At 71.9% G+C, this 21350-nt stretch carries 22 protein-coding genes; 11 read left to right on the forward strand and 11 right to left on the reverse strand.

All coding sequences use genetic code 11. The features are described 5' to 3' along the window. Window positions 1-503: 503 nt before the first annotated feature. Window positions 504-707 carry a hypothetical protein gene (locus ABD287_RS15145; RefSeq protein ID WP_344173571.1) on the forward strand — a complete coding sequence of 68 codons (204 nt, stop codon included), beginning with the start codon at window positions 504-506 and terminating at the stop codon, window positions 705-707. Between the two features lie 118 nt (window positions 708-825). Here the strand turns inward: ABD287_RS15145 and ctaF are convergent, their stop codons facing one another. Then, a complete protein-coding gene (gene ctaF, locus ABD287_RS15150) occupies window positions 826-1269 on the reverse strand; it encodes an aa3-type cytochrome oxidase subunit IV (RefSeq protein WP_344173573.1) in 444 nt (147 codons plus the stop codon). Window positions 1270-1278: 9 nt separating this feature from the next. After that, the gene (gene ctaC / locus ABD287_RS15155; RefSeq protein ID WP_344173575.1) at window positions 1279-2181 is read right to left on the reverse strand and encodes an aa3-type cytochrome oxidase subunit II; all 903 of its coding nucleotides are present in this window, start codon (window positions 2179-2181) and stop codon (window positions 1279-1281) included. A 222-nt stretch (window positions 2182-2403) separates the two neighbouring features. Here ctaC and ABD287_RS15160 point away from each other — a divergent pair, with 222 nt between their 5' ends. Both ABD287_RS15160 and ABD287_RS15165 read left to right on the forward strand, forming a co-directional pair. Further along, window positions 2404-3594: a cysteine desulfurase family protein gene (locus tag ABD287_RS15160; RefSeq protein ID WP_344173577.1), complete on the forward strand. Its 1191-nt coding sequence runs from the start codon at window positions 2404-2406 to the stop codon at window positions 3592-3594. Further along, window positions 3591-3818 carry a sulfurtransferase TusA family protein gene (locus ABD287_RS15165; RefSeq protein ID WP_344173579.1) on the forward strand — a complete coding sequence of 76 codons (228 nt, stop codon included), beginning with the start codon at window positions 3591-3593 and terminating at the stop codon, window positions 3816-3818. The genes ABD287_RS15160 and ABD287_RS15165 overlap by 4 nt, the downstream gene beginning before the upstream one ends. Here the strand turns inward: ABD287_RS15165 and ABD287_RS15170 are convergent. The 3 genes from ABD287_RS15170 to ABD287_RS15180 all read right to left on the reverse strand — a co-directional run bounded on the left by ABD287_RS15170 (window position 3811) and on the right by ABD287_RS15180 (window position 6623). Then, complete coding sequence (locus ABD287_RS15170) at window positions 3811-4788, reverse strand: carbohydrate kinase family protein (protein ID WP_344173581.1); 978 nt, start codon at window positions 4786-4788, stop codon at window positions 3811-3813. The two genes, ABD287_RS15165 and ABD287_RS15170, sit on opposite strands and share 8 nt — an antisense overlap. Before the next feature lie 202 nt (window positions 4789-4990). After that, window positions 4991-5308, reverse strand: coding sequence for an iron-sulfur cluster insertion protein ErpA (gene erpA, locus ABD287_RS15175; RefSeq protein ID WP_344173659.1), 318 nt, complete (start codon window positions 5306-5308; stop codon window positions 4991-4993). Window positions 5309-5462: 154 nt separating this feature from the next. Continuing rightward, complete coding sequence (locus ABD287_RS15180; RefSeq protein WP_344173583.1) at window positions 5463-6623, reverse strand: glycerate kinase family protein; 1161 nt, start codon at window positions 6621-6623, stop codon at window positions 5463-5465. 370 nt (window positions 6624-6993) lie between these two features. Here ABD287_RS15180 and nadA point away from each other — a divergent pair, with 370 nt between their 5' ends. From nadA to ABD287_RS15195, 3 genes are all read left to right on the forward strand, one after another. After that, window positions 6994-8127, forward strand: coding sequence for a quinolinate synthase NadA (nadA, locus tag ABD287_RS15185; RefSeq protein WP_486352062.1), 1134 nt, complete (start codon window positions 6994-6996; stop codon window positions 8125-8127). Window positions 8128-8302: 175 nt separating this feature from the next. Beyond that, window positions 8303-9682, forward strand: a complete 1380-nt coding sequence (gene murA, locus ABD287_RS15190) for a UDP-N-acetylglucosamine 1-carboxyvinyltransferase (protein WP_344173587.1) — start codon at window positions 8303-8305, stop codon at window positions 9680-9682. 69 nt (window positions 9683-9751) lie between these two features. Next, window positions 9752-10387, forward strand: coding sequence for a DUF3043 domain-containing protein (locus ABD287_RS15195; RefSeq protein ID WP_344173589.1), 636 nt, complete (start codon window positions 9752-9754; stop codon window positions 10385-10387). 22 nt (window positions 10388-10409) lie between these two features. Here the strand turns inward: ABD287_RS15195 and ABD287_RS15200 are convergent, their stop codons facing one another. The 5 genes from ABD287_RS15200 to ABD287_RS15220 all read right to left on the reverse strand — a co-directional run bounded on the left by ABD287_RS15200 (window position 10410) and on the right by ABD287_RS15220 (window position 15140). Beyond that, a complete protein-coding gene (locus tag ABD287_RS15200) occupies window positions 10410-10808 on the reverse strand; it encodes a ChaB family protein (RefSeq protein ID WP_344173591.1) in 399 nt (132 codons plus the stop codon). Between the two features lie 63 nt (window positions 10809-10871). Next, a complete protein-coding gene (locus ABD287_RS15205) occupies window positions 10872-12443 on the reverse strand; it encodes a GGDEF domain-containing protein (protein ID WP_344173593.1) in 1572 nt (523 codons plus the stop codon). 75 nt (window positions 12444-12518) lie between these two features. Further along, the gene (locus tag ABD287_RS15210; protein WP_344173595.1) at window positions 12519-13496 is read right to left on the reverse strand and encodes an ABC transporter ATP-binding protein; all 978 of its coding nucleotides are present in this window, start codon (window positions 13494-13496) and stop codon (window positions 12519-12521) included. Continuing rightward, on the reverse strand, window positions 13493-14293 hold the full coding sequence (locus ABD287_RS15215; protein WP_344173597.1) for an ABC transporter permease: 801 nt from the start codon (window positions 14291-14293) through the stop codon (window positions 13493-13495). Before ABD287_RS15215 ends, ABD287_RS15210 begins: the two co-directional genes overlap by 4 nt. Beyond that, entirely contained in the window at window positions 14286-15140 is an 855-nt protein-coding gene (locus ABD287_RS15220) for an ABC transporter permease (protein WP_344173600.1), read from the reverse strand. Before ABD287_RS15220 ends, ABD287_RS15215 begins: the two co-directional genes overlap by 8 nt. Before the next feature lie 183 nt (window positions 15141-15323). On the opposite strand from ABD287_RS15220, the gene ABD287_RS15225 reads away from it, so the two are divergent. Together ABD287_RS15225 and ABD287_RS15230 are read left to right on the forward strand one after the other, a co-directional pair. Continuing rightward, the gene (locus tag ABD287_RS15225; RefSeq protein ID WP_344173602.1) at window positions 15324-16817 is read left to right on the forward strand and encodes a WG repeat-containing protein; all 1494 of its coding nucleotides are present in this window, start codon (window positions 15324-15326) and stop codon (window positions 16815-16817) included. Between the two features lie 90 nt (window positions 16818-16907). Then, the gene (locus ABD287_RS15230; RefSeq protein ID WP_344173604.1) at window positions 16908-17906 is read left to right on the forward strand and encodes an aldo/keto reductase family protein; all 999 of its coding nucleotides are present in this window, start codon (window positions 16908-16910) and stop codon (window positions 17904-17906) included. A 46-nt stretch (window positions 17907-17952) separates the two neighbouring features. Here the strand turns inward: ABD287_RS15230 and ABD287_RS15235 are convergent, their stop codons facing one another. Continuing rightward, window positions 17953-18150 (reverse strand): hypothetical protein, encoded by a 198-nt coding sequence (locus ABD287_RS15235; protein ID WP_344173607.1) that lies wholly within the window; start codon window positions 18148-18150, stop codon window positions 17953-17955. A gap of 111 nt (window positions 18151-18261) precedes the next feature. Between ABD287_RS15235 and ABD287_RS15240 the strand changes: the two genes are divergently transcribed. The 3 genes from ABD287_RS15240 to ABD287_RS15250 all read left to right on the forward strand — a co-directional run bounded on the left by ABD287_RS15240 (window position 18262) and on the right by ABD287_RS15250 (window position 21315). Beyond that, a complete protein-coding gene (locus tag ABD287_RS15240; RefSeq protein ID WP_344173610.1) occupies window positions 18262-19866 on the forward strand; it encodes a bifunctional adenosylcobinamide kinase/adenosylcobinamide-phosphate guanylyltransferase in 1605 nt (534 codons plus the stop codon). Next, complete coding sequence (locus ABD287_RS15245; RefSeq protein WP_344173612.1) at window positions 19859-20653, forward strand: adenosylcobinamide-GDP ribazoletransferase; 795 nt, start codon at window positions 19859-19861, stop codon at window positions 20651-20653. The genes ABD287_RS15240 and ABD287_RS15245 overlap by 8 nt, the downstream gene beginning before the upstream one ends. Before the next feature lie 323 nt (window positions 20654-20976). Next, a complete protein-coding gene (locus ABD287_RS15250) occupies window positions 20977-21315 on the forward strand; it encodes a hypothetical protein (protein WP_344173615.1) in 339 nt (112 codons plus the stop codon). Window positions 21316-21350 lie beyond the last annotated feature (35 nt).

Raw genomic sequence — 21350 nt, forward strand, 5'->3', positions numbered from 1 at the left:
CCAGCCCCCGAAACCTCGGCGACATCGTCCGCGCAGCCGTCCACCTCACCCACTTCGAATACCGGTACCTACCGAACCCTCGTTGAGATCACCTCAATGGACTGCCAGCGCCATGATTCTTGAGGTGACATAGATTCCAAAAAACTAAGGTGTCTTGAAGCGATTCCGAAAGGGCAAAGGGTCAAATTCGATGCTCATATCAAGATTTCCAATTAATAGATATCGGCAGACCAGCCGAGAAAAAAGAAGACAATTCTTCAGCCAAATAACCTCACCGACACCGGTTCTGGCAGACCTCCTGTGGCAGCGCCGGGTCTGACGTGGTTCAGGCGGCGCGGGAGCACTCAGCCGTGGGCAACCTCTCCCGCTACGCGTGCGCAGGCGTCCGCACCCCGGGACTCCGGCGACACCGACACCTGGGTCTTACGTGACAATTGCGCGATTTGATGGCAATGTGAATGACATACAGGTAGTTTCCGACCCGACCCGGGAAGGGGCGCCCCATGAGCGACGAGGAACTGTTCTGCGCCGTCTGCGGCATCGATGCGACGGCCCGTACCCCGGACGCGGTGCTCGACGCCGACATCGACAACCCCGAACTGCTGTGCTCCGGTTGCGGCACGGCGATCCTGGTGGCCCCGGTCGTCGTCTGGGCCTTCAACCGCACCGACACGGTCTGGTCGGCGCCGCAGCAACGGATCGCGTGAGGCGCGCGCCGGCCCGACTCCGCTGCGTCCACCCCACCGATGAGCCACTCTCCCCTGCCGCAAGAAGCAGCGAGGCCCGCGGAGCGATCCGCGGGCCTCGCTGACATCTGACGGACGGCTACTGCTCGGCGACCCGCCGGGTGCCGGTGTAGTACTCGAAGAGCATCGCCGAGGCGGCCAGCACAACGCAGACCAGGCCGGCGACGACAACCCACCACACCATGAACGACAGCCCGACGGCCGTGATGGCGCCCGAGAGCGCGATGGCGAACGGCCAGTACGAACCGGGGCTGAAGAAACCGACCTCGCCCGCGCCCTCGTGGATCTCGGCGTCCGGCCGGTCCTCAGGGCGCAGGTCGATGCGACGGGCGACGAACCAGAAGTAGCCGCCCAGCATGAGACACAGCAGACCGGAGAGCAGCAGCGCCAGCGTTCCGACCCAGTCGATCTTTCCAGGTGGGTTCATCGGGTCGCCGGCCGCGGCCGTCCACCAGCCGTAGACGACGGTGGCCGCGAACAGGAACGCCGCGATGTAACCGAACAGTTTGTACTCAGTACGCATGTCGCGCCCCTAGCTCTGCTGACGCTTGGTCGGGAACGGCGTCGTCGTGGTCGCGTACGGCGCCTCGCCGATCGAGGTGAGCGCGTCGGCGGTCGACTTGCCGGCCTGCTTTGCCGCCAGGAACCGCTGGTACTCGTCCGGCGACACCACCCGAAGCTCGAAGTTCATCATCGAGTGGTAGGTGCCGCACAGCTCGGCGCAGCGCCCCACGTACGCGCCCTCGCGCTCCAGCGTGGCCTCGAAGACGTTGCGGATCGGGCCGGGGAAGACATCCCGCTTGAACAGCAGCTCGGGCACCCAGAACGAGTGGATGACGTCCTTGCTGGTCTGCTCGAACCGGATCTTCTTGTTCGACGGCAGCACCAACACCGGGATGGTGCGGTCGTCGCCGAGGGTGGAGGCGACCGTTCCGGCTTTCTCGCCCATGCCGTCGCGGTAGTTGAACTGCCAGTTCCACTTGAACGCGACAACCTCGACCGTGACGTCAGGATTCTTGGAGGTGCGGTCCACGTCGGTCTGGACGATCGCGGTGTAGTAGAAGAGCACGGCGATAACGAGGAACGGCGCCGCCGTGTACAGCGTCTCCATCGGGATGTTGTACCGGGTCTGCGGCGGCAGCTCCTCGCCTCGCTTGCGGTACCGGATCACACACCAGAAGATCAGGCCCCAGACCAGAACGCCGACGACCAGCGCGGCGACCGTGGAGCCGATCCACAGGTCGTACATCCGCTGCGAGGTGGGCGTGATGCCGCCCTGGGGCCAGCCGAAGCCGTTGAACGCCTTGCCGGCGTCACAGCCGGCGACGGCGAGCAGCGACAGAACGCCCAGGCTCAGCCCGACCAGCCGCGTCGCGCCACGTCGAACGCCCCGGATCCCGGCCGAGGAGCGCTTCCCCGAACCCTTTGCGACCACCTGCTCGTGCCTCCTTAGCAGCGCCCGCGCGATGCGCGAACCCTCGACGCCGATCAGCCCGACGCGCCGCCGTCGCGGAGTTTCGGATGCGACCCGGCGGTTCCGGCACCGGCGGCACAGCGTCACCGACGGTCGCACATTACTCGACCAACCTCGCCTCACCGGCTACGGGGTGGCGCGGCCGTCGGGTCACTGGTTCCGGCTTCACGCTACCGTCGAGCCGTGACAGGTCCGGCTAAACGCGGCACGACACCCCGGTCGGCGAACGACACGCCGGCGTACTTCGACGCCGCGAGCGCCGCTCCCCCGCACCCGGTGGCCAGGGAGGCGTTCCTGGCCGCGTGGGCGGACGGCTGGGTGGACCCTGGCCGGCTCTACTCATCGGCCAGGCGGGCACGCCAGCTGCTCGACGCCGGGCGGGCCGCCGTCGCCGTCGTCCTGGACGCCCGGCCGGACGAGGTGAGCTTCACGTCGAGCGGGACGACGGCCGCGCACGCCGCCGTCCTCGGTGGCCTGGCGGGACGTTCGCGTGCCGGGGACACCCTGGTGCACTCGGCGATCGAACACTCCGCGGTCCTGTACGCCGCGCAGCGCCATGTCGCCGCTGGCGGAAGGGCGGCGTCGGTCCCGGTGGACCGGCTCGGCCGGCTGGACCTGGACGCATGGGAACATGCGGTGCGCGCCCCGGGCGTGGCGCTCGCCACTTTGATCAGCGCCAGCCACGAGGTCGGAACGGCGCAGCCGGTGGCGGAGGCGGCGCGACTGTGCGCCGAGGCGGGCGTCCCGTTGTACGTCGACGCCGCGCAGTCGCTGGGCCGCGAGCCGGTCCCGGCTGGCTGGTCGCTGCTGTCCGCCAGCGCGCACAAGTGGGGCGGGCCGCCCGGCGTCGGGGTGCTCGTGGTCCGCAAGGGAACCCGCTGGACGGCGCCGATGCCCGCCGACGACCGCGAGTCGGGGCGGTGGCCGGGAGCCGCCGACCTGCCGGCGATCGTGGCCGCCGCGGCGTCGCTACGGGCAGCCGCCGCCGAGGCTTCGGCCGAGGACGGACGGCTCCGGGCGCTGGTGGACCTCATCCGGGACCGGGTGGCCCGGACCGTCCCGGATGTCGAGGTGGTCGGCGACCCGACGCGTCGCCTGCCGCATCTGGTCACGTTCTCGTGCCTCTACGTCGACGGGGAGGCGTTGACGGCGGCGCTCGACCGCCGGGGATTCGCGGTGTCGTCGGGGTCCTCATGCACGTCGTCCACCTTGCGGCCCAGCCATGTGCTGGAGGCGATGGGCGTGCTGTCGCACGGCAACATCCGGGTCTCCCTGCACCGGGACACCACGAAGGATCAGGTGGAGCGGTTCCTGGCCGAGCTGCCCGGCATCGTCGCCGGGCTGCGGGCCGAGGCGGGGGTGGCCGGCCTGTGAGCGTCGAGGTGATCGACTGCCTGGGGCAACGCTGCCCGCTGCCGGTGATCGCCCTGGCTCGCCGGCTGCGGCAGGCGCCGGTAGGCGCGGTGCTGCGGGTGCTGGCCGACGACCCGGCCGCCGCCAACGATATTCCCGCGTGGTGCCGGATGCGCGGCCAGGAGTTCCTGGGCGCCGTCACGGTGGACGGCGCCCAGGGGTTCGCCGTACGCCGGATCAGCTGACCAGGAGCGGCCGCACCTCGTCGGCGGCCCGCGGACCGTAGGACTCTTCGAGCCGCTTGAGGAAGCTGTCCGGGTGCACCTCGTACTCCTGGGTGCCGACGGTCTCCAGCACCAGGGTGGCGAGCAGGGCGCCGATCTGGGCGCTGCGCTCCAGACCGAGGTCCCAGGAGCGGCCAGCGAAGAAGCCGGCGCGGAACGCGTCGCCGACGCCGGTCGGGTCGTATGCCTGTAGCTCCCGGGCCACCGGCGCCCGCAGCGGCTCGATCTTCCGACCGGTGATCTCCACCCCGTCCTTGCCGTGGGTGGTGACCCTGATCCCGACCCGATCGAGGACCTCGTCGCCGGTGAGGCCGGTCTTGTTCTCCAACAGCTCACGCTCGTAGGCATTGGTCATGAGGTAGGTGGCGCCGTCGATCAGCTCGCGGATCTCCTCGCCGGACATCCGGGCGAGCTGCTGGGACGGGTCGGCGACGAACGGAATGCCCCGCTCCCGGCACTCGGCGGTGTGCCGCAGCATCGCCACCGGGTCGTTCGGGCTGATGAGCACCAGGTCGAGGCCGTCGACGCGGGCGGCGACGGGCGCCAGCTCGATGTTGCGGGCCTCGGACATGGCGCCGGCGTAGAACGAGGCGATCTGGCACATGTCCTGGTCGGTGGTGCAGACGAAGCGGGCGGTGTGGGCGACGTCGCTGACGTGCACCGAGTCGCAGTCGACGTGGTGGCGTTCCAGCCAGGCCCGGTAGTCGGCGAAGTCGGCGCCGACCGCGCCGACGAGCAGCGGGCGCAGGCCCAGCTGCGCCATCCCGAAGGCGATGTTGGCGGCGATCCCGCCGCGCCGGACGACGAGGTCGTCGACGAGGAACGACAGCGAGACGTTGTCGAGCTGGTCGGCCAGGAGCTGTTCGGCGAACCGGCCCGGGAAGTGCATGAGGTGGTCGGTGGCGATCGAGCCGGTGACGGCGATCTTCATGTGGCTGACCCCTGAAGTCGGCTGGGAGGATGCGCCGGCCAGCCTAGCCGACGACCAGAGCGCCATCGGGCGCGCCGATCGGTGGGAATGCGCCCGGGTCCGGTGACGGCGAACAGCCCCGCCAGGCCCGCTGAGCAGGCGTGGCGTGGCGTTCGCCGTCGGTGCGACCGGTGGGCTCAGCGGTCGGCGACGCCGCCGAAAATCAGTGGAACGAGTCGCCGCAGGCGCAGGAGCCGCCGGCGTTGGGGTTGTCGATGGTGAACCCCTGGGCGTCGATCCGGTCCGCGAAGTCGATCTTCGCGCCGGCCAGGTACGGTGCGCTCATCCGATCGACGACGACCTCGACGCCGTCGAAGTCGGTGACGACATCGCCGTCGAGCGAGCGCTCGTCGAAGAAGAGCTGGTAACGCAGGCCGGAGCAACCGCCGGGCTGGACCGCCACCCGCAGCCGCAGGTCGTCCCGGCCCTCCTGGTCGAGCAGCGCCTTGACCTTCTGCGCCGCGACCTCGGTGAGCACGATCGTGGTGGCGCCCTCGGTCGGGGCGGTGACCGTGGCCGCAGCGGCCGCCGCCGGAGCGCCGCCGCCGCAGCAGCCGCCTCCGCCGTGCTCAGCCGGGCTGGTCTCGGTGCTGGTCTCAGTCACGCTGGTGGTCTCGGTCACGGTGCTGCTCTCCCTACCGACGCTGCTTAATCCACCCAACGCTAGCTGACGTTTGCCCATTCCCCACTCCGGCCCACCCGGTGGCGACCCGGGCCGCCAGGGCTCGCAGCGCCGGGCCTGGGCGGATCATCGCCTGGTCAGGACCGCCCGGCTCGTCAACCAGCCCGTAGGCGGCGACCAGCCCGAGCGCGTCGAGGCCGGTGGCGCCCAGACTCACCCGTCCGGCGAGCGCCAGGCACGGAACGCCGGCGGCGCGGGCCGCCGCCGCGACACCGGAGACGACCTTGCCGGACGCGGACTGCTGATCGAGGGACCCTTCGCCGGTCACCACGAGATCGGCGAAGGACACCGCGTCGTCGAGGCCGGTGAGCGTGCGGACGAGGGTCGCGCCGGACTCCACCCGGGCGCCGAGCGCCAGCAACGCCGCGCCGAGGCCGCCGGCAGCGCCGCCGCCGGGTCGGGCGGCCAGGTCCGCCGGCGCTCCGGGCAGCTGGCGCAGCGCCTGCGCGTAGCGGGTCAGGGCGTCGTCCAGCACCGGCGCCTGCGCCGGGCCCAGGCCCTTCTGCGGACCGTACACGGCGGTGGCGCCGGCGGGTCCGGTCAGCGGGTTGACCACGTCCACGGCGGCGACCAGGTTGACCGGTCGCAGTCGCGGTCGGGCGTTGAGGCCGACGACGTCACGCAGCGCCAGCGCGCCGTACGGCAGTGTCAGACCGGCCCGGTCCACCGGCGCTGCCCCGAGGGCCGCCAGGGCGCCCGCGCCGCCGTCGTTGGTGGCCGACCCGCCGAGCCCGACGACGACCGTCCGAGCCCCGGTCTCGACGGCGGCCGCCAGCAGCAGCCCGACCCCGTAGCTGGACGCCCGCAGCGGATCCAGCTCCCCGGCGTCCAGGAGGCCCCGCCCGCACGCCTGCGCGCTCTCGATGTACGCGGTGTCGCCGACGAGCAGGACGCCGGCCGTCACCGGTCGACCGAACGGGTCCACGGTGGCGACGGCGACCAGGCGCCCGCCGACACCGGCTTCGACAGCGTCGAGGAACCCCGGCCCGCCGTCAGCCTGCGGCAGCACGGTCAGCGTGGCGGACGGGTCGCCCGTCCGCCACCCGTCGGCGATCGCCTGGGCTGCCTGTTCCGCCGTCATGGTCCCGGCGAACTTGTCCGGACACACCACCACCAAACGGCCACCTCTGACAGCCCCGCTCCCGCCGCTCACCGTCCCGCCTTCCCCACCCGGCGATCCCGACCGGCGCCTCGCCCGGCCGGACCGGAACGGCCGGGCCGCCGTGGTGGTCATGAGTTTCGTCACTACGAATCGGACAGTGGCGCCCGCAGCAGTCAGGATCGGCCACCGACGACATTCTCCCGGTGGGCGGTGCTGGCGGGCGCGTGCGAGCATGGGACACGTGACCTCGACCTCTACTGAGCCGCAGGATACCGGGCGGCAGGACACCGAGCGGCAGGATCTTGGGCGCCAGCGTTCCGGCGGCGCGTCCACTGGCGCAGCCGGGCCGGCGCCGGCGTGGGCCGAGCCGTCGGACACCCCGTTGGCGTTGCTGCTGCTCGGCCAGGGCAGCGACCCGGCCTCCGAACGGGGGGTGGACTGTCCGGGCGAACTGCCCGCCGCCAGCGACCCCGGCCTGGTCGCCCGAGCGGCCGCCGCCAAGGCCGCCCTCGGCGACTCGGTCTTCGTGCTCGGCCACCACTACCAGCGCGACGAGGTCATCCAGTTCGCCGACGTCACCGGCGACTCGTTCAAGCTGGCCCGCGAGGCCGCGGCCCGGCCGCAGGCCGAGCACATCGTGTTCTGCGGCGTGCACTTCATGGCAGAGAGCGCCGACATCCTCACCGGCGACGCCCAGACGGTGATCCTGCCTGACCTGGCCGCCGGCTGCTCGATGGCGGACATGGCGGCGCTGCCGCAGGTCGAGACCGCCTGGGAGGTTCTCGCCGACGCCGGGATCGCCGATGTCGTCGTGCCGGTCACCTACATGAACTCCTCGGCCGACATCAAGGGCTTCGTCGGCAGGCACGGCGGGGTGGTCTGCACCTCGTCGAACGCCAAGCGGGCGCTCGACTGGGCCTACGAGCAGGGCGAGAAGGTCTTCTTCTTCCCTGACCAGCACCTCGGGCGCAACACCGCCGTTCTGGAGATGGGCTTCACCCTGGACGACTGCGTCCTGTACGACCCGCACAAGCCCGCGGGCGGACTCACCGCCCAACAACTGCGCGACGCCAAGATCATTCTGTGGCGGGGGCACTGCTCGGTACACGGACGGTTCAGCCTCGACAGCGTCAACGACGTCCGCGCCCGGGTGCCCGAGGTCAACGTCCTGGTCCATCCCGAGTGCCGGCACGAGGTCGTCAACGCGGCCGACCTCATCGGCTCCACCGAGTTCATCATCCGGACGGTCGAGGCGGCGCCCGGCGGCTCCGCCTGGGCCATCGGCACCGAGCTGAACCTGGTACGCCGGTTGGCCAAGGCCCACCCGGACAAACAGATCATGTTCCTGGACAAGACCGTCTGCTACTGCTCGACGATGAACCGGATCGACCTGCCACACCTGGTCTGGAGCCTTGAGGAGCTGGTGGCCGGTCGCGTGGCCAACCCGATCCGGGTCGACCCGCAGACCGCCGCGCACGCCCGCCGCGCGTTGGACCAGATGCTCGCCCTGCCCTGAGCTGGCCGGGGGCCGCGGTCCGGGCGCGGCGGGGATCGATGCGAACCAATCAAGCTCCGGGCACGTACGGTGGAGTGCCCGAGTCCGAGGTCGGCGATATGCTGCCCGGGCCACACTTTCGGATAATTCACCCCACTCGCACGAGTGGTTCTGCGAACAAGAGCGAGGCGATCGCGTGAGCGAGGCGTTGTCCAGCCAGAAGTCGGAGTCCGACGTGCTGGTCGTGCACGGCGGCACGCCGCTGTCCGGCGCGCTGCGCGTCCGTGGCGCCAAGAACCTGGTCTCCAAGGCGATGGTCGCCGCGCTGCTGGGCGACTCTCCCAGCCGGCTCTTCGACGTTCCCCGAATACGCGATGTCGAGGTCGTGCGGGGGCTGCTGGAACTGCACGGGGTCCGGGTCGCCGACGGCGAGGACGGCGAGCTGATCTTCGACCCGGCCAACGTCGAGTCGGCCAACGTCGACGAGATCAACGTGCACGCCGGCTCCAGCCGCATCCCGATCCTGCTCTGCGGGCCGCTGCTGCACCGCCTCGGCCACGCCTTCATCCCGGACCTGGGCGGGTGCCACATCGGGCCGCGTCCGATCGACTTCCATCTGCAGTCGCTGCGGCAGTTCGGCGCGCAGATCGAGAAGACCCCGCAGGGCCTGGCGTTGACCGCCCCGGACGGCCTGCGCGGCACCAAACTGGAGCTGCCCTACCCCAGCGTCGGGGCCACCGAGCAGGTGCTACTCACCGCGGTGCTCGCCGAAGGCGTCACCGAGCTACGGAACGCCGCCGTCGAGCCGGAGATCATCGACCTGATCTGCGTGCTTCAGAAGATGGGCGCGATCATCAACGTGCACACCTCGCGGGTCATCGAGATCGAGGGCGTGCCGCGGCTCAAGGGATACGTGCACCGACCCGTCCCGGACCGCATCGAGGCGGCGAGCTGGGCGGCCGCGGCCCTGGCCACCGGCGGCGAGGTCAACGTCATCGGCGCCGAACAGGCCGCTATGACCACCTTCCTCAACACGTTCCGCTCCGTCGGCGGCGACTTCGAGATCACCGACACCCGTCCGCCGCACGACGGCCGTCCGGGCGTCGAGGGCGGCATCCGGTTCTGGCACCCAGGCGGGGAGCTCAAGGCGGTGGCCCTGGAGACCGGGGTGCATCCTGGCTTCATGACCGACTGGCAACAGCCGCTGGTCGTGGCGCTCACCCAGGCCCGTGGGCTGTCGATCGTCCACGAGACGGTCTACGAACAGCGACTGGGCTACACCGCCGCGCTCAACGCCATGGGCGCCACCATCCAGACGTACCGCAACTGCCTCGGCAACACCCCGTGCCGGTTCGGCCGGCGCAACTTCCACCACTCCGCGGTCATCGCCGGCCCGAGCAAGTTGCACGCCGCCGACCTGGTCATCCCGGACCTGCGGGCGGGTTTCAGCCACCTCATCGCGGCGCTGGCGGCCGAGGGCACCTCGCGCGTCTACGGCGTCGAGCTGATCAACCGCGGTTACGAGGACTTTGAGGCGAAGCTGGCGGCGCTCGGGGCCTCGGTCGAACGTCCCTGATATCCCCGGCCGCGGGCCGGGCCGGTCGCCGATTAGCTCGACGGCTCGGCCGCGACTACCCTGCACTACGTGCCGTCGCTGTTTCGTCGTAAGCCCGCTGATCTGGTCGCCGACTCCGTCACCGAGGTGACCGAGTCGCCGGCCACGCCCGTCCAACCCACCGCCAAGGGCTACACCCCCAGCAAGAAAGAGCTGGGCCTGGCGACCCGCAAGCGGGCGGAAGCCGAACGCCGCAGGGCCGCCGAGCCGCCGCCGGCGGACCGCCGCGAGGCGATGCGCCGGATGCGGGAGAAACGGCGGGCCGAACGCCATGAGGCCAATGTCGGCATGCGCCGCGGTGACGACCGGTACCTCACGGCCCGGGACCGTGGCCCCGAGCGTGCGCTGGCCCGTGACATCGTCGACTCGCGGCGCACCGCCGGGACGTGGTTTTTCGGCGGGGCGTTGCTGGTGCTGGTTGGCTCGTCGGGGGCGATGCCGTCGATCGTCCAGCTGCTCTCCAACGGCATCTGGGTGCTGTTGGCGGTGGCGGTGCTCGTCGACAGCGTGCTCATCTACCGCAAGATCAAGAGCCGGGTGCGGGAACGGTTCCCGGACACCACGCAGAAGCTCGTCGGGGTCAGCCTCTACGGCGTGATGCGGGGGCTTACCTTCCGTCGGATGCGGATCCCGGCGCCCCGGGTGGAGCTCGGCGACCGGATCTGACTCGACGGCAGGATCTGAACGGTCACCGTTCGCGGGCCTGACGGGTGACACGCGCGTTGGCGCGCTGGATCGCTTCCACCAGCTCCGGGCGGGTCATCCGGGATCGTCCCGGAATGTCCAGCCGACGGGCGATGTCCATCAAGTGGGCTTTGGAGGCGTTGGCGTCGACCCCGCCGGCGGTGCGGGCGGAGCTGGAACGGCCGCCGGCCGCTTTGGCGTCGCTGGGGCCCTTGCGCTCCTTCGGCTCCCAGTGGTCTCCGACCTTCTCGAACGAGTGCTTGACCGCCGCGAACGCGGTGCGGTGGGCGCGTTCGCCCTCCCCGTAGGTCTCCACGGCAGCGTCGTGGGTCTTGGCGAAGGTGTCCCGGGCCTTCTTTGGCGACCGCTTCAGAGTGCTCGGCATGTCCTTGCGAATCGGCATCGTGGTCTCCTTCCACGAAGGGCGAAGTGGGCTCTTGCGGTCAACTTTGCCCGCGAGGCAGGCTCACAAACCGATCCGGTCGCCACCAGCCCGCTTGGCGACGTACATCGCCTGGTCGGCACGGTCTAGCGTGCCCAGCAGCTGCAGAGCCGTGCCGCCGGCCACCCCGATACTCAGGGTCACCGGGCAGTCGGGCGCCGCCCGGACCGCGTCCACCATCCGCTGGGCGACGGCGGCGGCGGCGGCCGGATGCACGCCGGGCAGCAGCGCGGCGAACTCGTCCCCGCCGACCCGGGCGACCAGGTCGCCGTCCCGGACACAGCCGGCCAGCACCCGGGCCACGGCGCGCAGCGCCGCGTCGCCAGCGGCGTGACCCTGGAGGTCGTTGATGGGCTTGAACTTGTCCAGGTCGATGGCCAGCGCGGCGATCGGCTGGCCGGCGGCCCGGCCGGACTGCTTCGCCAGCGACGCCACGACCTGGTCGAAGCCACGCCGGTTGGCCACCCCGGTCAGCTGGTCCGTCTCCGCGGCCCGGGCGACCCGCTCATGCTCGCTGCGCAGAGCCTCGTAGGAGACCATCGTCGAGACGGTGTGCAGCTGCCGCTGCCGCTGCCGCCAGTTCGCAGTGGCCAGCAGATCGCCGTAGGCCAGGCCGGCCGCGGCGCCGGCCGCGCCCTGCTCGGCGAGCAGCATCGCCTGAGTCCGCCGCGCGGCGGCCATCGGCAGCCAGTCACCGGCGCCCGCGACCAACTCGATGACAGTGTCGAGGACGGCGAGCGCCGCCGCCTGCTGCCCGGCCCGGTTCAACGCCCGCGCCTGACACACCGGGGCCAGCCCGAACTGTTCGCGCGCCTCTCCGCCCGACTCGATCTCGGCCAGGATGCGTGCGATGTCGGCAGCCGCCCCGGCCGGGTCGTCGCCGTCGACGCGAGCGCAGGCGTCGTAGAGGAGGCCTCGTGCCCGCCACCCGGCCGCCCCGGGTCCGGCCGCCTCGTCGGCGGCCCACAGGCCGTACCGGCCGGACTCGGCGGCGTGCTTCTCGGCGTCCAGGACCTGGCCGATCTGGTGCAGCTCGACGGACCACTCCAGATGGAGGTTGGCCAGGTTGACCAGCCACATCGACGGGTTGCCGTTCTGGGCTGGCGCCTGGGAGCTGGCCTCGTACGCGTTCAGGTAGTGCGGCCCGGCCAGCTCGTACAGGCGCAGGGTGTGGTAGGTCAGGGCGAGGCCGGTGTGGGCGTTGCCGAGGACCACCAGATCGGTTTCGGGGCGGTTCAGGGCGGCCTCGGCGGCGACCAGGTCCCGCAGGACGGCGTCGACGTCGTACTCGCCGATCTCGCTCTCGCCGAGCCGCAGCCGCATCTCGGCGCGCAGCGACAGCGCGCAGGCGAGCCAGCCGGCGCTGCGCTCGCGCTCGGCGGCGGTCACCATCAGCCCAGCGGCGGAGAGGCTCTCCCGGTACTGGTCGAGCACCGCGAATGACACAGCGCGGACGAAATGGTACGCGGCGCGCCCGTCCGCCAGGTTGCCCGTCTCGGCCCGCAGCAACCGCTCGGACAGCGGCAGCACCTCGTCGACCGCGCCGCTCTGCGTCTCCTCCAGCAGTCGGACGGCGTGCGCCGTGATGTTGTCCATGACGATCCCCCTGGATTGCGTATCGGCAGCTCAGGAGCGTGGGCGCGGAAAAGTGCGGCATCTTCGCCGGCCGGTCTACTGAGCGGGTGGCCGGTCCGCCTCGTACATCCGGGCGACGACATCATCGATGTCGGGCTCGACCACGGACACATCCCGGATCTCCGCCCGCTGAGCCAACGCCGTGATGAGCGCCCCGGCGCTGGGCGTCTCCAGACGGAACACCAGCCGTAGCCCATCCTCGCCGACGGTGGCGAGCGTCGCGCCCGCCACCGTCGGCGGATCGGCCAACGGCGCCGCCAGGTCGACGACGACCTGCCGACGGGCCCCGTAGCGGGCATGGAGCGCGGCGATGTCACCGTCGTGGACGACCCGGCCGTGGTCGATGACCACCAGGCGACGGCAGAGCCGTTCGATGTCGGCGAGGTCGTGGGTGGTGAGCACGATCGTGGTGTCACCGGCGGCGGCGAGGTCGGCGAGGAATCCGCGGACCGCTCGCTTGCTCACCACGTCCAGGCCGATGGTCGGCTCGTCGAGGAAGAGAACGGCTGGTCCGTGCAGCAGCGCCGCGGTCAACTCGCCGCGCATCCGCTGCCCGAGCGACAGTTGGCGGACCGGCGTGTCGAGGAATCCGTCGAGGTCGAGCAGATCACGGCAGCGGCGCAGGCGGGTGTCATGCTCGGCGGACGGGGTGCGGTAGAGGTGGCGTTGCAGCGCGAACGAGTCACGCAGCGGCAGATCCCACCACAGTGACGACCGTTGGCCGAACACGACGCCGATCTGGGCGGCCAGTTTCACCCGCTGCGGGACCGGGCGCAGCCCGCAGACTGTCAGCTGGCCGCCGCTGGGGGTGAGCACGCCGGTGAGCATTTTCATCGTGGTGGACTTGCCGGCGCCGTTGGGGCCGATGTAGCCGATCAGCTCGCCGCGTTCGACGGTGAGGTCGACCCCGGCGACGGCGTTGACGACACGGACGCCGCGCCGGAAACGCCCGATTCTGGTTCGGACGGTGAAGTCACGGCGCAGGCCACGGGCGTCGATCACTGGCTCTGTCATGATCCGGTGCTCCGGTAGTGGCGGATGCCGGCGCGCCAGACGAGAGCGGCGACCCCGACGGCGACGGCGGCGACGAGCGGGCTGACCCAGCCGAGCCACGCCGGCGCGCCCAGGGGGTCGGGCCGGTCCAGCAGCGCCAGGGCGGGGTAGTAGGCGACGGTGGCGAACCCGAGCCCGTAGCAGAAGATCCGCCGGAACCAGCCCTGATAGGCGGTGACCGGGTAGATAGCCAGGTCACGGCCCCCGTAGGTGAAGGCGTTGCCGACCTCGCCGGACTCCACCCACCAGAACGAGACGCTGGCGGTGGCGACGAACACCGCTCCAAAGAACACCGCCCCGGCGGTCGGGGCCAGCACGATGAGGGCCGCCCGGGCGGGCGTCCACTGGATCGGCGCGGCGGCCACGGCGACGGCGAGCACCACCACGCCGAACAGCACCCGGGACAGTTTGCGCAGCGACAGCTCGGTGAGCACGAGCTGGGGCAGCGCCGGCAGTGGGCGCAGCAGGAGCGCGTCGAGCTGACCGGTCCGGACCAGGACGCGGAGCCGTTCGACCGAGCCGATGCCGGCGTCGGCGGTCGCGAAGGCGGCGGCGGTGATCCCGGTGATGACCATGGCTTCGCGGAGGTTGAATCCGCCGAGGTCCGGGGTGACCTGGTAGAGGACGATGACGCTGAGCACGTCGAAGCCCAGCGCCAACATCGAGACGAACAGGTCGATGCCGAACGAGGCACGGTAGCTCGCCTGGGCTCTTGCCTGGGCGCGCAGCAGCTGACCGTACGCGCTCAGCTCACCCACCCTGGACCACCATCCGACGCTCCGCCCGCCGCTGGACCAGGCCGCACAGGGCGAGCATCGCCACCGCCCACACCGCCTGCCAGCCGACGATGGCGACCTGCGTTCCCACCGGGTCGCGTTCGATGACCACGTCGACGGAAGCCTGCATCATGCTGGGGAACGGCGTGCCGATCCACAGGACGGCGACCAGCCAGTCGGGCAGGAAGCGCAGCGGGAAGCCCAGTCCGGCCAGCATCCCGGAGGCGAGCTGCCAGGCGATGACCGGGCCGCGACTGTCGAGCAGCCAGTAGGCGACGCAGTTGACCAGGTACCGGCAGGCGAAGCAGAGGACCACGGCCAACGCCACCGAGACGACGAACAGCGGCCAGGTGCTCCCACGCTGGGGCACGAACATCGTGAACACGAGCGCCCCGACCGTGATCGGCACGACAAAGCGGCTGAGCAGCGCGAACGCTGCCCGGCCGAGGTCGATGGCCAGGTAGGTACGGATCGGGCTGGCGGGTCGGAGCAGGTCGGTGACGATGTCACCGGAACGGATCCGGTCGGACAGGTCGGTCCAGCCCCAGAGCATGACGACGGCCAGCAGCCCCTGGGTGACCCAGGTGTAGGTGACCAGCTGCGGCCCGCTGTATCCGGCGGCGCTTCCGCCGGCGCCGGCGACCACCGCGAGGAGGACATAGCAGCGGAGGAGGCCGAAGACGGTGTTGGTGAACAGACCCGCCAGCGCCGCCTGCCAGTACGTCGCATAGCGCCGGAAACCGGCCCGAATCAGGCTGACGAAGAGGGCCGTACCACCCGGGTCCACCCGAATCCGGACCGATTCCCCACTGGCGGTGAGGTAGCTCACGCCGTAACCTCCTGTCATCACACCCCGTCAGGTCGTCCGTGACACCGGCGAACGGTCCTCTCCGCGCCCCGGCCACGGACGGCGTCTTCGGCGACGGCCCGCCGACCTCCGGCATCGGGCCGCGCGACCCTACCCGGGCTGTGCCGCGGCAACGAACCGATTTCGGTAGGCGAGGTGACCCAGGTGACGGATGACCCGTTCGCCGCCCCTCGCTCCGCCGCGCCCAACTGGGCTACCGAGTCCACCCAGACATGGGCGATCACGCACCACGCCGAGAAACACCCCAGCGAACGCGCCGACCACCTCGCCGCGCACCCCCGGCCCGGGGTGGTCCGCGGCGCGGCGCGTGTGCGGGCCGACCACAGCGCCGCTGCCGTCGCCTGGAACCCGTCGGCGGCGCCCGCGGGCCAGTGGCCCACCGGCCAGCCCGACGTCCCGGCGAGCCTGCTGCGCGCCGACGCGCTGACACCGGACGAGCACGCCGACGACGACCCCGAAGGACGGCTCGCCGAGGCGGGCTGGCGGCTCGACCCGCGGACGCTGCGCGAGGTCGCCGCCCGCCCGCAGGAGCTGCGGTCGCTCCGGGCCGACCTCACCGACCGGCTGAGCCGCCCCGCCGACGACACCACCCGGGCCCGGCTGCTCAGCGTGCGGGCCGTCGCCTGCCGGCTGCTGGGCGACCTCGACGACGCCCTGGCCGACGGCAATGAGGCCCTGGCCAGCGCCAAGCTCACCGGACAGTTACGCCAGATCGCGGTCGTACGTGCCCGGCTGGCGCATGTGTGTCAGTGGCGCGGGGAGTTCGCCGCCGCCGACCGGCTCTACGCGCTGGCCGACTCCACCGACCTGCCCGGTCTGTTGCGAGCCACCGTCCACGAGCAGGCCGGCCGGTCCTGCTACGAGCAGGGCCGGATGATCGAGGCGTGTCAGCACCTGGACCTGGCGGTGGCGCTGTGCCCGCCCGGGTCCAATGTCCTGCTGGACCGGGTGGCGCTGGCGCTGACGGCCATCGCCGAGACGGCCCGCCAGGTCGGTTTCGGACCGCTGCCACGCGACCGCGCGGCCGTCCTCGGGTCCGCCCCGCCGCCGTCGCTCACCCGGGACGAACACACCGGCAGCTGGGGGTACGCCGACGAGCACGGCCGCCAGATCGTCGCCCCGACCTACGTCCAGGCCCAGCCGTTCGGCGACGGCGTCGCCTGGGTGCAGCGCGCCGGCGGTGGCTGTTGGCAGCTCATCGACCGCACGGGCGTCACATTGACGCCGGCAACCTACGACGATGTCCGTCCGTTCCGACGCGGCGTCGCCGCCGTCCGGCAGGACGGCTGGGGCGCGATCGACACCGCCGGGACGGTCGTCGTGCCAATGCGCTACAACGCCTTCGCGACCGCCCTCACCGACGGGCGCTACCTCGACGGCTTCACCGACGAGGGTCTGGCCGTGGTCGAGGCGGCCGGATGGCGGGGCGTGCTGGACCGCACCGGACGCCAGGTCGTCGAGCCCCGGTACCGGGCGGTGGTGATCCACCCGCTGGCGTTCCTCATCGCCGACACCGGTGGACGTTGGGGAGCGCTGGACCGCCGTGGACGCCCGCTCATCACCCCGGCGCACGCCGACCGGCGGGCGGCGGACGCCGTCGTCACACGGCAGCTCCGCCTCGTCGCGCCGGTGCTGTGACCGACCCCTGCCAGCATTGACGAAAGTCGTTGTGGACGGGTTTGCCGGGCAGACCCGCAAGCGCGTGAGTCGCCCGTTAGGGTCGCACCTATGCAGCATCGACACCTTGGCCGTTCCGGCCTGCTCGTCAGCGAAATCGCCTACGGCAACTGGATCACCCACGCCTCGCAGGTCGAAGAGGAGACCGCCGTCGCGTGCGTGCGTGCCGCGCTGGACGCCGGAATCACCACCTTCGACACCGCCGACGTCTACGCCGCCACCAGAGCCGAGGAAGTGCTCGGCCGGGCGCTGCACGGCCAGCGCCGGGAAGGGCTGGAGATCTGCACCAAGGTCTACTGGCGCACCGGCCCCGCCGCGAACAATTCCGGCCTGTCCCGCAAACACATCATGGAGTCCGTCAACGGGTCACTGCGGCGGCTGGGGACCGACTACGTCGACCTTTACCAGGCGCACCGCTACGATTACCACACCCCGTTGGAGGAGACGATGACGGCGTTCGCCGACATCGTCCACAGCGGAAAGGCTCTGTACGTCGGGGTATCCGAGTGGAACGCCGAGCAGATCCGTCAGGCCCACCAGCTCGCCCACGAGCTGCGCATCCCGTTCGTGTCCAACCAGCCGCAGTACTCGATGCTGTGGCGGGTCATCGAGTCCGATGTGGTCCCCGCCTGCGAGGAGCTGGGCGTCTCCCAGATCGTCTGGTCGCCGCTGGCGCAGGGGGTGCTCACCGGCAAGTACCTGCCAGGCGAGCCGCCACCGGCCGGCTCCCGGGCCACCGACGAGAAGTCCGGGGCGGCGTTCATCGGCAAGCTCATGACGCCGGAGGTGCTCACCGCGGTACAGCAGTTGGCGCCCCTGGCGGCTCAGGCCGGCCTGAGCATGGCCCAGCTGGCGATCGCGTGGGTGCTCAGCAACCGCAACGTCGCCGCGGCGATCATCGGCGCCAGCCGGCCCGAGCAGGTGCACGACAACGCGCGGGCCAGCGGCGTCGCCCTGGAGCCGGGGCTGCTCAAAGCGATCGACGAGGTCCTTGAGCCGGTCGTCGAGCGGGACCCCGCCAAGACCGTCTCGCCTGCCACCCGCCCCTGACGACGACGGCGGCGGGGCGGTGAACTCCGCCCCGCCGCCGTTCTGCCTATTCGGCCGGGCGCAGGCCCATCGTGTACTCCACCCGCTCGTCCTCGCACAGCGCCACGGACACGACACCGGCGCCGGCCAGCTCCCGCCAGCTCTGACCCACCCACGACTCGGCGTCAGCCTGACTCGGGAAACTCTCCTGCGGTCCGTCCACGGGCTTCCCGTCCGCGTCCTCGTAACGCCAGTTCCACGGCATCGACCGCTCCCTCTCGTCGTGCTGCTGGTGGCGACAGCCTAGTCCGTCCAGACGCCGACGCCAGGGCACGCGGGCCCGTGCCGCGGCCGGTGACTGAACTAAGGTACGGGCATGCCGGAAGACAGTTGGCGCACCGTTCTCATCCTCGGCGGAATCCGCTCGGGCAAGTCCGCGATCGCGGAGGCGCTGGTCAGCGACGCCGCCGACCTGCGATACGTCGCCACGGCCACCACCGCGGACGCCGCCGACGACCCCGAGTGGCGAACCCGGATCGCCGAGCACCAGCGTCGTCGTCCGGAGTCGTGGCTCACCGAGGAGGTCGGCGCCGACCCGGCGACGCTGACCTCCGTGATCGCCAGCGCCGGGCCGGGGCAGACCCTGCTCGTCGACGACCTCGGCGGCTGGGTGAGCTCCCTGCTGATGGCCGACGACACGGCCGCCGGGGCAGCCGAGGCGCTCGCCGGCGCGCTGACCACCACCGCCGGACGGGTCGTGCTGGTGAGCCCGGAGGTCGGCCTGACCCTGGTCGCCACCACGGCGGTGGGACGCCGCTTCACCGACCTGCTCGGCCAGGTGAACCAGGCCACGGCGGGCGTCTGCGACAAGGTGGCGCTGGTGGTCGCCGGGCAGCCGTTGTGGATCAGGGGCGGGCCCGCCACGCCACGCAGCACCGCGCCCGTCGCCCGGACGCCCGCCCCGACGCCGGCCGGTCTGGCGGCGGTGTCCGTGGCGACGTCGCACGTCGCCGGGGATGTCTTCGACCACCCGGTCCTCGCCGAGGATCTGGCCGTGCCGTCCGTCGACGACCAGGCCGGCATCGGCGCCCTGGCCAAACTCGCGGCCCTGCCCGGCGCGGGCCTCGGGGCGCTGGCCGAGGTGGTCGAGTTCGCCGCCGGGACCCAGGGGGCCGACCCGCCGCTGCCCTGGCGACGGCCCCGGCTGCTGGTCGTCACCGGCGACCACCCAGGCGGCGCGGCGGCCGGCGCCCCCGCCTTCGACGGCCGGCTCAGCGACGCCGTGGTCACGCTGGCCGCCGCCGCCGGAGTGGAGATCCACACCATCGCCGCGCCGACGGGGGCGGCCATGGAGCGCTCCCCCACCCTCGACCTGGAGCAGTGCCAGGCCGCCGTCGCGTACGGGGCCGACCTCGCCGACCAGGCCATCGACGACGGCGTCGACCTCATCGTGCTCGGCGTCGCCGGCGCCGGCGGCGACGCCGCCGCCACGGCCGTCACCGGGGCGCTGGCCCAGGTGGAGCCGGCGGCGGTGCTGCCGCGGGTGGTGCTGGCCGGCGGCGTCATCGACGACAACGCCTGGATGACCCGGTGCGAGGCGGTCCGGGACGCTCTGCGCCGTAGCAGCGGACTGGCCCCGGAGCCGTTCGCCGTGGTGGCCGAGTACGGCGGCGGCCCGTTGGCCACCGCGCTCGGCATCCTGCTCGGCGCGGCCAACCGGCAGACCCCGGTGCTGGTGGACGGGCCGGTGGGCATGACCGCCGCGCTCGCGGCCCGGAACCTGAGCCCCAGCGCGCGACGGTGGTTCCTGGTCCCCGACACCGGCGCCGGGCCGCTCGTGCGCCGGCTGGCCGAGCTGCTGGGCTTCCCGCCGCTGCTCACCCTCGGCCTGGACCTGGGCGAGGGCGCCACGTCGCTGGCGGCCCTGCCGGTGCTCAGCGCGGCCGTCCGGGTGGCGGCGACCACGGACGCCGGTGGCTGACCTGGCCGACGGCCTACGACTGGCGGTCACCACGTTCACCGTGGTCCCCGCCCGGCCGGCGACGCTGAGCCGGTCGGCGGCGGCGGTCGCCATGGCGACCGGTCCGGCGCTGGGCGCGGCGCTCGGCGCGCTCATCGCCGCCACGGCCGGGGCGCTCGTCGTCGGCGGGGCCCCGCCGCTGCTGGCCGGGACCGTCGCCGTCACCCTGTCGGCGCTGCTCACCCGCGGTCTACACCTGGATGGGCTGGCCGACAGCGTCGACGCCCTCGGCTCCTACCGGCGCGGCGACGCCGCCCTGGCCATCATGAAGAAGTCCGATGTGGGCCCGTTCGGCGTCGCCGCGTTGGTGCTGACCCTGCTCGCGCAGGCCGCCTGCCTGGCGGCGCTCGCCGCGCCGCTGGCCGGGCCGGGCGCAGACAGCGGCGGATGGTGGTCGCTGGTGGTCGGCGGCGCCGTCGCGCTGGCGGCCGGGCGCCTGTCGGCGACGTGGAGGTGCCGACGCGGAACGGCCGCGGCCCGCCCCGGCGGCCTCGGCGCGCTCGTCGCCGGAACGGTCGGCCCGGTAGGGCTGGCGCTGTCGGGCGCGCTGGTGCTCCTCATCGCCGTCGCGGCGGTCCCCGGGCGACCCTGGCACGGCCCGCTGGCCGTCCTCGTCGCCCTGACCGCGACGGCGGCGGCGCAACGGCGCCTCACGCGCCGGATCGGCGGCGTCACCGGCGACGTGCTCGGCGCCGGCATCGAACTGACCACCACCCTCACCCTGGCCGGCCTCACCCTCGCCCCCTGAGCCCAGGGCCGCGACCACCCGCCACCCACGGCGGCCGTTACGAGCTGCCGCTGTCCGTCATCAGACAGGAGGTGAACGTCTGCGGCCGAGTTGACTCTGGACGCCTGTGACGAAAGGGTTCGAGGATGACGCACCAGCGGCGAGTGATGATGACCCGGTTGAGCACGGCGTCAGCCATCGCCTTGTGCGGAGTCGCGGTCGCTGCTGGTTGCGACGGGTCCGCGTCGAACGACGCGCGGCCGGCGCCGTCGACACACAGTCCGGGGTCTGCGACCTCATCGTCCACGCCCTCGCGGACACCGGGCCTTCCGGACGGCGCGATCGTGGTGGATCCCTCCGCCGCAGCCTGGGAACCCACCCTGAAGGTCGAGAAAGGAACAACGGTCTTCCTCAGCTACGGTGGCATCCCCAATCCGCAGATCAACACCACGAAGCTGGATAAGGCGGCCAGCCTCGTCCTGCGGGTCGAGTGCAACTTCGGCGAGATCGAGATCCGGGTGAGCCTCGAAGATGGCGACCACTCGATCAGGAAGCCATGCGACATGAGGGTGCACGAGGAGCCGCTCGGTGAAGCGCCGGCGGGCATGCCGATGGAGATCCGTACCTTCGGCGCCGACGGCATGCGATACGCCGTAGAAGTCCGATCCAGCAAGTTGAGCTGACAGCCCACGGGCCGGTCCGGTGGACACAGGGGCGG

This window comes from Pilimelia columellifera subsp. columellifera (assembly GCF_039532605.1).
Classification (GTDB): Bacteria; Actinomycetota; Actinomycetes; order Mycobacteriales; family Micromonosporaceae; genus Pilimelia; species Pilimelia columellifera.

Coding starts and splice junctions, on each gene's coding strand:
- ABD287_RS15210 (WP_344173595.1), bottom strand. CDS start 13,496: ATGACAGAGCCAGTGATCGACGCCCGTGGCCTGCGCCGTGACTTCACC.
- ctaF (WP_344173573.1), bottom strand. CDS start 1,269: ATGCGTACTGAGTACAAACTGTTCGGTTACATCGCGGCGTTCCTGTTC.
- ABD287_RS15145 (WP_344173571.1), top strand. CDS start 504: ATGAGCGACGAGGAACTGTTCTGCGCCGTCTGCGGCATCGATGCGACG.
- ABD287_RS15205 (WP_344173593.1), bottom strand. CDS start 12,443: ATGGACAACATCACGGCGCACGCCGTCCGACTGCTGGAGGAGACGCAG.
- ABD287_RS15235 (WP_344173607.1), bottom strand. CDS start 18,150: ATGCCGTGGAACTGGCGTTACGAGGACGCGGACGGGAAGCCCGTGGAC.
- ABD287_RS15170 (WP_344173581.1), bottom strand. CDS start 4,788: ATGAAGATCGCCGTCACCGGCTCGATCGCCACCGACCACCTCATGCAC.
- ABD287_RS15200 (WP_344173591.1), bottom strand. CDS start 10,808: ATGCCGATTCGCAAGGACATGCCGAGCACTCTGAAGCGGTCGCCAAAG.
- ABD287_RS15240 (WP_344173610.1), top strand. CDS start 18,262: ATGCCGGAAGACAGTTGGCGCACCGTTCTCATCCTCGGCGGAATCCGC.
- ABD287_RS15230 (WP_344173604.1), top strand. CDS start 16,908: ATGCAGCATCGACACCTTGGCCGTTCCGGCCTGCTCGTCAGCGAAATC.